The 12464-nt window shown below is 61.5% G+C and carries 12 protein-coding genes and 3 pseudogenes; 5 read left to right on the top strand and 10 right to left on the bottom strand.

Annotated elements, in window-relative coordinates; translation table 11 throughout:
- Window positions 1–28: 28 nt before the first annotated feature.
- A complete protein-coding gene (locus JHW40_RS01260; RefSeq protein ID WP_244519410.1) occupies window positions 29–622 on the top strand; it encodes a hypothetical protein in 594 nt (197 codons plus the stop codon).
- Window positions 561–854: a hypothetical protein gene (locus tag JHW40_RS01265; protein ID WP_139208312.1), complete on the top strand. Its 294-nt coding sequence runs from the start codon at window positions 561–563 to the stop codon at window positions 852–854. The genes JHW40_RS01260 and JHW40_RS01265 overlap by 62 nt, the downstream gene beginning before the upstream one ends.
- A 137-nt stretch (window positions 855–991) precedes the next feature.
- On the opposite strand, the gene JHW40_RS01270 is transcribed toward JHW40_RS01265, so the two are convergent.
- The 7 genes from JHW40_RS01270 to JHW40_RS01300 form a co-directional block, all read right to left on the bottom strand.
- On the bottom strand, window positions 992–1456 hold the full coding sequence (locus JHW40_RS01270) for a hypothetical protein (RefSeq protein WP_090617997.1): 465 nt from the start codon (window positions 1454–1456) through the stop codon (window positions 992–994).
- A 299-nt stretch (window positions 1457–1755) separates the two neighbouring features.
- The gene (locus JHW40_RS01275; RefSeq protein WP_090617998.1) at window positions 1756–2241 is read right to left on the bottom strand and encodes a pyridoxamine 5'-phosphate oxidase family protein; all 486 of its coding nucleotides are present in this window, start codon (window positions 2239–2241) and stop codon (window positions 1756–1758) included.
- Between the two features lie 642 nt (window positions 2242–2883).
- Complete coding sequence (locus JHW40_RS01280) at window positions 2884–3243, bottom strand: hypothetical protein (protein ID WP_090618002.1); 360 nt, start codon at window positions 3241–3243, stop codon at window positions 2884–2886.
- A gap of 307 nt (window positions 3244–3550) precedes the next feature.
- On the bottom strand, window positions 3551–3673 hold the full coding sequence (locus JHW40_RS01285; RefSeq protein ID WP_211657462.1) for a peptidoglycan-binding domain-containing protein: 123 nt from the start codon (window positions 3671–3673) through the stop codon (window positions 3551–3553).
- Window positions 3674–3700: 27 nt separating this feature from the next.
- Complete coding sequence (locus JHW40_RS01290) at window positions 3701–4210, bottom strand: N-acetylmuramoyl-L-alanine amidase (protein ID WP_090618006.1); 510 nt, start codon at window positions 4208–4210, stop codon at window positions 3701–3703.
- A gap of 908 nt (window positions 4211–5118) precedes the next feature.
- On the bottom strand, window positions 5119–5421 hold the full coding sequence (locus tag JHW40_RS01295) for a hypothetical protein (RefSeq protein WP_090618008.1): 303 nt from the start codon (window positions 5419–5421) through the stop codon (window positions 5119–5121).
- A gap of 496 nt (window positions 5422–5917) precedes the next feature.
- Complete coding sequence (locus tag JHW40_RS01300) at window positions 5918–6439, bottom strand: hypothetical protein (RefSeq protein ID WP_139208313.1); 522 nt, start codon at window positions 6437–6439, stop codon at window positions 5918–5920.
- Between the two features lie 113 nt (window positions 6440–6552).
- On the opposite strand from JHW40_RS01300, the gene JHW40_RS01305 reads away from it, so the two are divergent.
- Complete coding sequence (locus JHW40_RS01305; protein ID WP_076612002.1) at window positions 6553–7485, top strand: IS5-like element ISPlc1 family transposase; 933 nt, start codon at window positions 6553–6555, stop codon at window positions 7483–7485.
- 564 nt (window positions 7486–8049) lie between these two features.
- On the opposite strand, the gene JHW40_RS01310 is transcribed toward JHW40_RS01305, so the two are convergent.
- The 3 genes and pseudogenes from JHW40_RS01310 to JHW40_RS01320 form a co-directional block, all read right to left on the bottom strand.
- Window positions 8050–9008, bottom strand: a protein-coding gene (locus JHW40_RS01310) for an IS630 family transposase (RefSeq protein ID WP_272849013.1) whose coding sequence is annotated in 2 segments (ribosomal slippage) — window positions 8050–8664 and window positions 8667–9008 — 957 coding nt in all. Because the reading frame shifts where the segments join, the coding sequence is not laid out codon by codon here.
- Window positions 9009–9075: 67 nt separating this feature from the next.
- Window positions 9076–10055, bottom strand: a pseudogene (locus JHW40_RS01315) (IS5 family transposase).
- Between the two features lie 133 nt (window positions 10056–10188).
- Window positions 10189–10353: pseudogene (locus tag JHW40_RS01320) on the bottom strand (transposase); the annotation flags it as partial.
- Between the two features lie 9 nt (window positions 10354–10362).
- Here JHW40_RS01320 and JHW40_RS01325 point away from each other — a divergent pair.
- On the top strand, window positions 10363–10944 hold the full coding sequence (locus JHW40_RS01325) for a sugar phosphate isomerase/epimerase family protein (RefSeq protein ID WP_272849020.1): 582 nt from the start codon (window positions 10363–10365) through the stop codon (window positions 10942–10944).
- A gap of 141 nt (window positions 10945–11085) precedes the next feature.
- Window positions 11086–12437 (top strand): annotated as a pseudogene (locus tag JHW40_RS01330) (IS5 family transposase).
- Window positions 12438–12464 lie beyond the last annotated feature (27 nt).

Raw genomic sequence — 12464 nt, forward strand, 5'->3', positions numbered from 1 at the left:
GGCGCTCCGAAACCGTTCTGGCCCCGAGGTGCTGCACTTCCGTATCGGCTGCGATGCCGTCACCCCTTGGGCCGGATCGGCACCGCTGGCCCGTGCCAAGCTGTCGGCGTCCCTGCTGGACGAAATCACCATTGCCCTGCGCGACGTGTTCCGGGATGCGCCCATCGGATCGCAGATCATCCCCGTTCCCGAAAGCAGCGCCGACGACATGGAGACCATACGGCGCAGTTTCCGGGGCAATCGGGGCGCGTCATTGGTCATTGAGGGCGTTGCGCAAGCAACCTCTGCCGGAATGAACCCGAATATCGGCAAATCACCGGACCAGCTTTCGCCTCACCTCGACAAGACGCTGGCCGACAAGCTGCTGACCGAGGCCAAGGGCGAGATTTACAACGTCTTCGGCATCCTGCCCGGCCTGACCAACCCGGCGACCACGGGACCTCTGGTGCGCGAGGCGCAGCGCCATCTGGCGCACCCGCCCCGATGGCCGTCCGTGGTTCACCGAACGCAACGACAAGGAGCTGGGCAAGCAATGGTCAGCGCACATGGTTGCCTGCGGATTGCGCCCGGAAGGCTATGCCGAGCTGCCGAAAGCGAAGAAGGCAGAGCATCTGCGTTTTAACGACGTGCGCGGAACGGCCGTCACGCTGCTGGCCGAGGCCGGAACCGCCATCCCACAGATTTGCGCCGTCACAGGCCATACACTGCAATCGGCGACGCGAATTCTGGAGAAATATCTGGCGATGACCCCTGCCCTGTCGAAGGCGGCGATCCTCGCGTTTGAGAACAGCCCGGCAACAGCTTTTGCAAACCGGCTGCAAACCGCCGCGCCGAACAGCAAGGAGGGTTTATAAATGTCACATATCTTCAATGAGATAAATGGCGGACCCGGAGCGATTCGAACGCCCGCCCCCCAGATTCGTAGTCTTACAAAAAGGCTGAGAAACCAAGGGCCGTTGAAATGGGCGTGGGCGGCCAGTCCGCCCTACCCTCACTTATCCGGCCACACCTCTTTCACTTTCGGCCTCTCGCCAGCCTCGTACCGTTGCCGCGTTCCGTCAGGCCAGACCAAATAGCCGCCGAGGGCCGGACGGTCATCCGCGGCTGATATGACTGTCGCGCTGACAACGCCGAACCACCCGCAGGCACTGCATCGGGCGCGGCGCTTTATGCCGTCAAGCAGCAGGTCAAACGGCACCACGATGACGGCCTCATGGCCGCACCGGCACCGGACCAGGCTGTAATGATCAGGGCCGATCGCCGGATGCCGCCCTACCGCCATAGCGGAGGCCTCGGCTGCACCAGTGCGCCGACCGGCTTCGCGACCGTCCACAATGTCGATTTCTACGATGCTGAGGATGGCCCCGGCGTCCAAGGCTACGAGGCTGACGGGAATGGCGTCTGGATTATCGATGGCGAATGATCGACCGATGAACCTCAAGTCCTCAAAGGCCATATCAGACCTGGTGGCATCGGGCCGTGCTTGGGGTGGTCACAATGCGATACCCCGAGGGGCAGTAGAAGGCCTTGTTGCGCGTGCTGAAGCTGGTGAGCGCCCCTATCAGGTCGCCCGCGATATGGGCATATCTTGGTCTGGTCTGCATGGCGCCCTCAAGAGGTATCCAGACCTGCATGACCGATACAAGGCCCTGCCTGTGAAGCGTGGGCGAAAGAAGCCCGCTGGGTGACGCCCAACGCGGGTCTGGTTTCGAGTTTTAGTGTCGCAAGAGTCATGGCGGGATTCCTTTCATGTCGTCAGCGTAGGTGATCAACCTTCGCGTTCTCGACCAGCTCAACATCGGCGCCGACCAGCCTTTCTGCGAGGATCTTGGCCCCGGTGATCACAAGGTGGCTGCCGTCCCACAGTTCGGCACTGTCGGGGTGAACCGTGACGACCCGAAGGTCAGGATTGTCAGGGGATTTGAAGAATGTCTCGTCGCTATATCGCCAAAGATCCTTCGCCTTAGCCGCATCTTGTTCGACCTTGGCGGTGCCATGGATCACTGCGTAGTCGTTACCACGCTCATCCGAGAATGCCAGCAAGACGGCAGGGTTTTCAGCGATCTGATCCAGTTTGTGGCCGTTGATGTCCGTCAGGACATAGATCGCCCCTTCATTCTTTCTCACACGTGCAAAGACCGGCCTGGCATGCGCCCTGTCGTTGGTGGTCGTAACGAACATGCAAGGGTCCATACGATCGGCCAACGCCCAGATGCGGTCGATAACGTCTTGGTCGTACATAATAATCTCCTTCAGTCTGCCATGCGCCGCGGTGCTCAAGATTGTTCAACCCAACGTCGAAAACCGCACTGAGGTTTCGCCAATTGCCAAGTCGATTGTCCACACAAGAACATTTGGCGCAGATCGGGGCGTAAATTAGCGGAGAGCGGGCCTCGTCTTGGGGTTGATGTTAAGCGGCGAGCTTGCGGTGCTGCAGGCGCCGATGTTTGATGTCCAGCACGGCTTTACCGCCGTGCCAGGCTGTCAGCCCCTCCCGCGTGATCGAGTAGGTCGCGGGAGGGGTCATGGACCTTACAAAAATCGCAGTCGCTCCTGTTGTGGATTAGTGGCAGTTGCCCGACGTACAGGACAGGCCACCAGCGACTGCACCAATGAGGGCGCCCTTGGTTTTCGACCCGCCGACAGAATCCGCCACCAGCGCGCCAGCACCCGCCCCGCCCACTGTGCGAACCGCCGCGCTGTTCATCGGGCTATTGTAGCCACCACCGCAACCGGCCAGCGCCAAAGTAAGCCCCAGAATAATCGCGTTTCTTTTCTGCATCTCGCTCTGCCTCATTTTTTGATTGTTGACGAGATGAGGGCTACACTTCTATGTCCATCAAGTGAAGTCTTGCCCCACTTCGACCGGCAGCGGCCGGCGCTTCAGCGCGCGATGGCATTGTGGAACGCGCCCGTCAGCATGTCCTGCGCATCCTTCAGCTTCGCCTCGGCCAAGTTCTGCAGCACCGCCGCGCTCGGCTTGAGCGCCCCGATCGCGTCCGGCACGCTGCTGCGCACATAGCCGAGGGTCAACTCCAGCGCCGCACGGCCGGTCAACTCGCGGGCAATCGCTAGCTGCGCCCCGGTCATCAGGGCGGAATGCAGCGCATCACGATGGCGCGCGGCGATGTCGATGCCCCATTTCTGGCGCGCCGTGGTGGCGGCCCAGCCGATGATGCCGGTCAGCGCGAGGCCGAGGATTTCGAGGACATGCGGCATGGCCGCGTTGATGATGGTTTGCATTTTCGTTCTCCATGATAAAAAAACCCGCGCGAGGCGGGACAAAATTGGGCAGTACAGGGCAAGGCTTGGATCAACTTTTGGCCAGCAGGGTTTGTGTGATGGCGCGGGCTCACTACGTTGGGCTCTTGCGAAGCAACTGACCCAAACCATTGGCCGGAATCATGAACGAAACCGTCCGAACACTAATTGCGCTGGCCTGCGTTGCACTTCTGATCACGGTCTCTTGGTCCGCCATGGATGACCTCAAGGAGGCTCACGACCGGAAGCACCGAGCGAACATCGTATTCGATGAGCGGGACGATTGAACTCAGCCCAGCAGCACGGCCCAGCTTTTCGGGCCGATGATGCCGTCGGCGCTCAGGCCGTTGGCACACTGGAATTGGCGGGTGGCGGCCTCGGTCTGCGGACCGAAGATGCCATCGGGGGCCACGTCATAGCCCCGGGCCTGCATGCGGCGCTACGCGGTCATGACGTGCTGGCCGCGCGAACTGCGCCGGATCGTCGGCGGGATCTCGGGGGTGGTGACGGTGCTGGCGCTGCCGGTATCGACCGAGGCCCACCAGCTGCGCACATCGAAGCCCGGGCATTGCGTCGGGCCGAGATCGCGGTGACCGACCACCTGGGCGCCGGGGTGCGTGGCCAGCAGATCGCGCACCAGCCGGATCGTCGCCGCCTTCTGCGCATCCGTGCGATTGTCCACGCCGACATTCGGGCCGGTGGCGCGCTCCAGCCCGCCGATGCAGCAGATGCCGAGGCTGCCGGTGTTGTGGCCAGCGACATGGGCGCCGACGATGCTATCGGCCCGGCCTTTCTGGACGGTGCCGTCGCGCTTGATGATGTAATGGTAGCCGACATCAGAAAACCCGCGGTCGAGGTGCATCCTACGGATGTCTTCGACGCCCAGATCCAGATCGGCATAGCTCGCGCTATAGTGCAGCACGATGTAGCGCACCGGTGCGTTGGTCATTGTCAGTTCTCCATGAAAAAACCCGCCGGTGAGGGCGGGCCGTGTCGGATCAGCTTGTCGGCGGCTGTTTGATCAGGCATCGACCCTCGCAATAGCTCGGATAGACGGGCATGTGTTTCTCCCATGCAAAAGTAGCCCCCGAGAGCATTCTTATATTGTGCATACAATTTAGCGGGTTATTGTTTGCGGGCCCTGCATGCTCGGGGTGGACCAAGGCGGTGTTCCCGCCTCACGCTATCCGCCTTGGTCCGGCCCCGAGTTCACACGCCGGTCAGGAATACCTGACCATAAGGACAAGATGACTTCCGCGTCAGCTTCGTCCAGAACAGCGTCACAGCCGAGCGACATGGTAAGCGTGTTTTCGAGTGACCGTGTTGTGGTATCGAGTGGCGTCGCTCGGCTGAAAAATCCCTATCGACGGAACATTTGCCGCCAGATGCAGTTGCCCACGCGTCTCCGGTTGTGCTGGCTGCAGCGGAGACGGCGGGGCGAGCGTCGGGATGCGTCAACTGCTCGCCCCGTTCGCGGCCCGGCATCGGTAATGCTGCCTATTGTCTGCTCTTAATCTTCGGCGTAGCGTCGCAATTGATGGGCCAGGCGGTTCCGCTCAAGTTCCCCCTGCCCATCATCCCCATCCCTTGTCAGTCTCGGTTGCCCCTCCATCGGGCATGAATATCTTCGCAATGCGCGGCTTCCCCGAACAGGAAGTTCATCGCCCGCATGAAAGCGCTGCGCCAGACTGAAGGTGGCTGCCGATAGACGCGAGAGCAGAGGGGTTCGCCCCTGCTACCGCAAAGCGCGCGATTGATCGTCACCGAAGTCCGCCACCAAGCATTCATGGCCGCCTCTCTCGCTGTTTGGGGCGGATATAGCGCCGAAATGTGACGGCATCGCAAAATGTACTGCATTCACCTCGGCGGCAGCGTCTTGTCGTTCCAGTGCTGGATGCGCCGCTGATCCGAGATCTGCCCATAGATGCGGTCGAGCGTCAGCTTGATGCCCGACAGCGATTCCTCGATCCGGGCGAGCTGCAATGCCTGCTGCTGTTGCGTCGTTTCGAAATGGGTCAGGCGACCTTCATGCCGGTCCAGCCTCTCGCTGTGGTCTTTCGTGCGAAGGTCGATCTTACGGCTCCACCAGACGATGTAGAAAATGGCCAGCAGCTGTGGCCAGCCCGAGCTGATCGTGCGGAAAACATCATTTTCGGGCATCACGCCTCCTGCGCATCACAAAGCCCCGCGCAGGGCGCGAGAGAAGTCGGTCAAAGTAAACATATGTCAAGTTGAGGTCGCCGCCGGTCATAGGTAAGGAAACCCCCACCAGCGTTACGGCATCCGGGCCGCCGCCCGCATCCAGCCTATATTAGGCGGTTGGACGTTTCGCTGCGCAGCCCGGCTCGAGGTACCATCAATACAGTGAGCCGGGCGCTATTCCGGGCGCCCGCGATCGAGCGCCACAGGTTGGGATCGTCGGCCATCGCGGCTCCTATTGATGTGCAGATATGTCGCAGCAGGACCTGCCCTTGGCCATCTTGGAATATTCGCCGCTAAAGGTAAGGTTTTCCTTACCAGCGATTCGGCAACCTTCCCGCACGGCCGCTGGCAGCCCGGCTCAGGTACCGTCAATTCTATGAGCCGGGCGCTATACCCCACAGCGCATAGAAAAACCCGCCACTAGGGCGGGTCGGGCGGCGAGGCAAGATTGCTTTTAGGCGGGTATCGGCCATTCCTTTGGGTTGATGGGGATAGGGTCATCGCCAATCATTACATGAAATGCCGCGGCAGATTTTCGCTCTTCAAAGGGAACGCCGAGCAGCGTTTCCCATATGCGACGCGCATTGAATGGGATGAAAGCCTCTGCATAGAAGTCTCTCTCGAGCATGTTCAGCCCATGCCACGCCGTCATCCTATGCTCCCAATAAAACTGATCAATGATATCTCGAGCAGCATTGAAATCACTATCGCAAAGAAACTCACTAAAATATTTTTCAGAGGCCTCGCGATATCGATCGATACCATATGCGTCTATTTCATCGCGTGAACCACGGGGCATCGTTTTGCGATGCAGCTCACACATTGTCTCGCACGAGGTTGGAGGCTCTGCCGTGTGCTTCGCATAGAACGTTCGACCAATTTCTAAAAGATTCGCTGTCATACACAGCTCGCCGTTAAACCGTTCAGACAGTGCTCCAACTGCTCCATAATGATGACTAGCATAGCTGGCAGCCATTAGCTTCCCACGCAGATCCGTCGCTGGCTGCTTTGTCGGGATCGCCAAGTGGCTCTGTTGCACAAATCCCGTGAGGGATTCATCTTGTGAATCCAGTGTGGTAGCTGTGATTCATGAGCAGACCCAAGCCCCCGACCTACAAGACCAGGAACTGGCCAGCCTATAACGAAGCGCTCAAGCGCCGCGGCTCGCTGACGATCTGGTTTGACCCCGAGATGAGTTGGGATGCCGCGCCGTCAGGCAGGCGTGGCCGCCAGCAGAGCTACAGCGATGCCGCGATCCAGACGTGCCTGTCGATGAAGGTGTTGTTCGGCATGGCCTTGCGGCAGACGACCGGGTTCGTCGAGAGCTTGCTGCAGCTGGTCGGCCTGAACTGGGCAGTGCCGGATTTCAGCACGCTGTCCCGCCGTCAGAAGACCCTCGCCGTGAACATCCCGTATCGTGGTTCCAAAGGGCCGTTGCACCTGCTGATAGACAGCACCGGCATCAAGGTCGAGGGCGAAGGCGAGTGGCATGCGCGCAAGCACGGTGGCCCGAAGCGGCGTGTCTGGCGCAAGATTCATCTCGGGATCGACGAGCAAACGCTGGAGGTCAGGGCTGTCGAGGTCACCGGGAGCCACATCGGTGATGCGCCCGTTCTGCCCGATCTTCTCAGTCAAATCCCGGAGGACCAGGAGATCGGCAGCGTCACCGCCGACGGCGCTTACGACACGCGCAAATGCCACGATGCGATCGCCGACCGCAGCGCTCATGCCGTCATCCCGCCCCGCAAGAACGCGAAGCCCTGGAAAGCTATCACAGCCGGAGCCATGGCCCGAAACGAAGCCCTTCGCGCCGCGAAATATCTGGGGCGCACCCTCTGGCGACGATGGAGCGGATATCACCGCCGAAGCCGCATCGAAACAAAGATGCATTGTGTGAAACTGCTGGGCCAGCGCCTCATGGCGCGGGACTTCGACCGCCAGGTCGCCGAACTCCAGGTCCGTATCGCTGTCCTGAACGGTTACACCGCGCTCGGCATACCCGTCACGGAAGCTGTGGGATAAGTCCGTCCGGGGAAGGGGGAACCTCGGCCATCACCCGATTTGTGCAACAGAGTCTCGCCAAGTGCTCAACACCGGCCCGCCTGGCGAGCTCCGAAGCCACCGCTGCGTCCCGGATGGTGCCTCCTTCCTTGCTGACATAGGTGTAAACGCCAAATTCCCGACCGCTTTGCGAGGCAAGGGTGAACATCACCCGACTATCCAGTCCCGCAGTCATCGCAAGTCGAAACGGCCTGCCTGCATTGCGTATGGATTGTATGACCCAACTTGACACGTCGCGGGCGGCGCTCTCCGCAGTTTGTGCTGGGATTGCATGCCGCGGCCAATACCTTTCGACCTTGCAGTTCGCGATCATCGTATTCGCAGTCAGTATCTTGACTCCGACATACGGTGTTCCGTTTCCTGGGAATCCATAACGAAACGGAAGGTCGGACTCTAGCTCCTCACCTTTCAATAGCCCGGCGTGGGATGCTATCGCAGACATATCGGATTGGCGTTGTTGCGCAACTATCGCTTGAGGCGTGACTGCCCCTTCCCCCACTCAACTCAGGCTAAAGCATTTCTGTTTTAACCTGCGACATATCCTGCGGCCTTGAAGTAGTTCCAACATTCGCCGGGATCGAAGAGATCACAGACTTCGCCGATGGCCTTGAAGACGTCGGTAAATGTTCTTGCCCCGATCCTGCGCAGGTGCGCCTTGAGTTTTGCGAATGCCATTTCGATGGGGTTCAGGTCCGGCGAATATGGCGGCAGATAGAGAAACCAGCAGCGATGGGCACGCAGAGCCTCAGCAGCCTGCTTGTTGTGGTGGGTGGCAAGGTTGTCGAGGATCACCACGGTTCCCGGCTCGATCTCCGGGATCAGGACCTCGCGAACCCAGGCTGCGAAGGCGGGGCCGTCCATTGCGCCCCGGATGCACCAGGGCGCAATCAGGGCATCCGGTGTGAGCCCGGCGATCAGGGTCTGTGTTCCCCAGCTGCCGAAGGGCGCATCCATGGTCAGGCGTGTGCCGCGCAGGGCACGACCCCGCAGACGGGTGAGATTGGTCTTCACCGAGGTCTCGTCTATGAAAACCACGCGTTCCGGCCGATCCGCGATGGCTGGCAAGCGATGCTCGAACCAGTCGGTTCGCCGCTGTCTTACCCTGGCACCACGGCGTTCGGCGGCCACCAGCGACTTTTTTTATAGGTGAACCCAAGCCGCGACAGCAGACTGGCAATGGACGAGTGATGGACACGAACGCCTTCCGCTGCGACCAGCGCGTCCCTGAGTTCGAACAGCGTGATGTCGGGATCCTGTGCGAGCAGTTCCTCGAAAAAGGCCCGGTGCGGGGCAAGCTTTCCATGCCCTTTGGGACGTCCCTGGGGCAATGGTTCGGCATGCCCCCTGGTCCTGATCGCCCGGCCCCAACGTGCTCCGGTCGCCGGCGAGAGTTTCAGCCGCAGCGCCGCCGCCCGACCGCTTAAACCTTCCTCGATATATCGCTGAAACCGCGTCCGGAGCGCCGACGGCAATGGTGCTGACATGATCTATCCTCCCAGACAGAAGGGAATCACGATCCGCGCTGCGACGGAACCCCAAACGATTCAGGGTTCAGTAGAAATGCTTTAGGCGGACGATGTCGGCTTTGCCGAGGGCGTTGAAGCGGTTCATGAGTGCGACGCGGATGTGGACTTCGGCGGTCTGGCGATCCGGGTCTCTCGCCATGATGCGTTCGCCGAAGGATTTCAGGCAGCGCATCCTCGCCTCGATCCGGCTGCGGGCGTGGTATCCAGTCCAACGTTTCCAGAAAGCCCGACCGTAATGTCGGGTGGCGCGCAGGGTGTCGTTTCGGGCGCGTGCCGCCGGGCAATCTTCCTTCCACAGCCGCCCGTTCTTGCGGATCGGAATGATCGGGGTGGCCTCACGCGCGAGGATAGCGGTGTGGCAGCGGCGCGTGTCATAGGCGTCGTCGGCGGTGACCGTGCCGATCTTCTCGTCCGCCGGGATCTGGTCGAGTAGGTCGGGCAGAACGGGGCTGTCGCCGTCACGGCTAGGGGTGAATTCCACCGCGCGGATGTCGGACGTGGCCGGGTCCATCGCCAGATGCACCTTGCGCCATTGGCGCCGCCCCTGCACCCCGTGCTTGCGCGCCTGCCATTCGCCGTCGCCGAGGAACTTGATGCCCGTGCTGTCGACCAGCAGGTTGAGCGGCCCGTCGGCGCGGCGATAGGGGATCTGCACGGCCAGGGTCTTCTGTCGGCGGCACAGCGTGAAAAAGTCAGGCACCGGCCAGTCCAGCCCCGCCAGCTTCAGCAGGCTCGCCACCATCCCGCCTCGCCAAGGTTCCTCGAACCAGTGGCGGAACCTGGCTCGATCTGGCGAAGCGGCAGCTTGAACAGGACCTTGATCGACAGGCAGAACTGTATCGCCGCATCGGAAAACACCGCTGGCCTCCCAGGCCTCCCATCACGCGGCGCAAGCCAGGTCATGTCCGTGTCCACCCAGATCAGCAGCGACCCCCGCTTGCGCAGCGATGCGTTGTAGCTGGACCAGTTCGTCGTGCGATAGCGGGCGGGTGATGGCTTGCTCATGCAGCGCGTCTAACGGCATGGATTCGCAAAGTGAATCACTTGCCGTCAGGCTTGTGCAACAACGCCGAGCGACAGGCATCGGTGTTCAGGTAGTCTCCACGCGCGAGACGGCGCCCGGAGCCGCTTATCGGGCTCATGCTGGTAGCAGCCGAGGCAGTCTGGCGAGGTTGTTGGCGGCCATCGTCAGGATGAAGCGAGAACGCATCCGCTCGACGCCACGATAGACGGTTTGGACCATGCCGCCGACAGTCTTGGCCCAACCGAACGCCTCTTCGATCCGTTTGCGGCGCTTTATGGAAAGGCGGTGATGGACGATTTTCACGCCTCGATCGACATGGCGGCGGAACTGGGCGCGCCGGTCCTGACCATCGTCACCGGCGGGGTTCAGTCCGGAACGCGCGGCGTCACCGACAGCCTGCGCCTGGTGACCGACCGTGTGGCCGAGGCCGCCCCCTACGCCGCCTCGCGCGGCGTCAGGCTGGCGCTCGAGCCGCTGAACCCGGTCTATGGCGGCGACCGCTCCTGCCTGACCACCCTGCGCGACGCGCTGGACATCTGCGATGCCGTCGGCGCGCCCAATCTCGGCGTGGCGGTCGATGTCTATCATGTCTGGTGGGACACCGACCTGCCGCGCCAGCTGGCCCGCGCGGGCGACCGTATCCTCGGCTATCATCTCTGCGACTGGCTGGCCGATACCTCGGATGTGCTGCTGGATCGCGGCATGATGGGCGACGGCGTAGCCGATCTGAAGGCCATCCGCTCCGCGGTCGAGGCGGCGGGCTATGAAGGTCTCTGCGAGGTCGAAATCTTCTCGGCAAACAATTGGTGGAAGCGCGATCCGGCCGAGGTGCTGGATATGATTGTCATGCGTTTTCGGTCAGTTTGCTGATCTGTAACTGGAGGAAATCATGAGTCGACTCTGACCAACGCGGAACGCGTTGATATTGCGTGATCATCCTGCGGTTTTGTTGGTGTTTTCTTGCAGGATTTTGTAATCTTGACGCAGAAACCCTGCAATTTGTGATCGCCAATGAAGCCCCATTTCCGGACCGCCGAACAGGATGATCTTCTGCGCCCCAGGCTGGTGGATATGATCGATCCGCGCCACGAGTTGGTGAAGCTCGCGGCGCTGATCGACTGGGAGTTCTTCGAGCGGGAATGGGCCGGGTTCTTCCCCTCGGCGACGGGGCGCCCGGCGACTTCTCCGCGTCTGATCGCCGGGCTGATGTATCTGCAGCATGCGTTCAAGCTGTCGGACGAGGCGGTGGTCGCCCGTTGGGTCGAGAACCCCTACTACCAGCATTTCACCGGCGAGACCTTCTTTCAGCATCGCCCGCCTATTGATCCGTCATCGCTGGTGCGCTGGCGCAAGAGGATCGGTGAGTGAGGCGTGAGCCGCCACTGGTTCAAGGCCACGCCGAACGCGTGGAATGGCTGTTGACCAAGACGATCGAGGCTGGCCGCAGTTCCGGGACGATCACCGACAAGGTCCTGAAACGGGTGGTGGTCGATACGACGGTCATGGAAAAGAACATCGCCCATCCGACGGACGCCCGGCTCTACGAGCGGGCCCGCGCCCTGCTGGTTGGTCTGGCGAAGAGGGCCGGGATCGAACTGCGCCAGAGCTATGCCCGTCTTGCACCGCGGCTGGCGATCCAGGTCGGGCGCTACGCCCATGCCCGCCAGTTCAAACGCATGCGCAAGGCGCTGCGCCAACTCAAGGGCCATGTCGGCCGGGTGCGTCGCGATCTGCGCCGGCACCTGCAGGACATCCCGCAAAGCCCCCTGCGCGAGAGGGTTGTGGACGCCCTCTGGCTGGTCGGCCGCCTGCTGGAACAGGGACCAAAGAGCCGCGACAAGGTCTATTCCCTGCACGAGCCCGAGGTCGATTGCATCTCCAAAGGCAAGGCACGGGTGCGATACGAGTTTGGCACCAAGGTCAGCCTCGCCACGACCCTTGTCGGCGGCCTCATAGTTGGCGCCCGCAGCTTTCCCGGCAATCCCCATGACGGCCACACCCTGGCACCGGCCCTCGAACAGGTCGAAATTCTGACCGATACGAGGCCCACACTCGCCCTGGTCGACCGCGGCTATCGCGGGCATGGCATCGAGACCACCCGCGTCCTGATCAGCGGCCAGCGGCGCGGTATCACCCCGGCGCTGGCGAAGCTCCTCAAACGGCGCAGCGCCATCGAGCCCGAGATCGGCCACATGAAATCAGACGGCAGATTGACCAGATGCCCCCTGAAGGGCAGGATCGGCGATGCCATCTTCGCCGTGCTCTGCGCCTGCGGCCACAACATCCGAAAGATCCTCGCCCATATCAGGGCTCTTTGGGCCTTCGTCATCCGCTTGGCGTTGTTGCAGAACTCCGTTTTCTGAGGGATTCACACTGCGAATCCAGTGGGC

The sequence above is a fragment of the Paracoccus alcaliphilus genome, assembly GCF_028553725.1.
Taxonomy (GTDB): Bacteria; Pseudomonadota; Alphaproteobacteria; order Rhodobacterales; family Rhodobacteraceae; genus Paracoccus; species Paracoccus alcaliphilus.

Bases quoted from the DNA above. Each gene is read 5' to 3' on its own strand.
- JHW40_RS01270 (WP_090617997.1), bottom strand. From the start codon at position 1,456: ATGGCCTTTGAGGACTTGAGGTTCATCGGTCGATCATTCGCCATCGAT.
- JHW40_RS01275 (WP_090617998.1), bottom strand. From the start codon at position 2,241: ATGTACGACCAAGACGTTATCGACCGCATCTGGGCGTTGGCCGATCGT.
- JHW40_RS01280 (WP_090618002.1), bottom strand. From the start codon at position 3,243: ATGCAAACCATCATCAACGCGGCCATGCCGCATGTCCTCGAAATCCTC.
- JHW40_RS01290 (WP_090618006.1), bottom strand. From the start codon at position 4,210: ATGACCAACGCACCGGTGCGCTACATCGTGCTGCACTATAGCGCGAGC.
- JHW40_RS01295 (WP_090618008.1), bottom strand. From the start codon at position 5,421: ATGCCCGAAAATGATGTTTTCCGCACGATCAGCTCGGGCTGGCCACAG.
- JHW40_RS01300 (WP_139208313.1), bottom strand. From the start codon at position 6,439: ATGGCTGCCAGCTATGCTAGTCATCATTATGGAGCAGTTGGAGCACTG.
- JHW40_RS01305 (WP_076612002.1), top strand. From the start codon at position 6,553: ATGAGCAGACCCAAGCCCCCGACCTACAAGACCAGGAACTGGCCAGCC.
- JHW40_RS01325 (WP_272849020.1), top strand. From the start codon at position 10,363: ATGGACGATTTTCACGCCTCGATCGACATGGCGGCGGAACTGGGCGCG.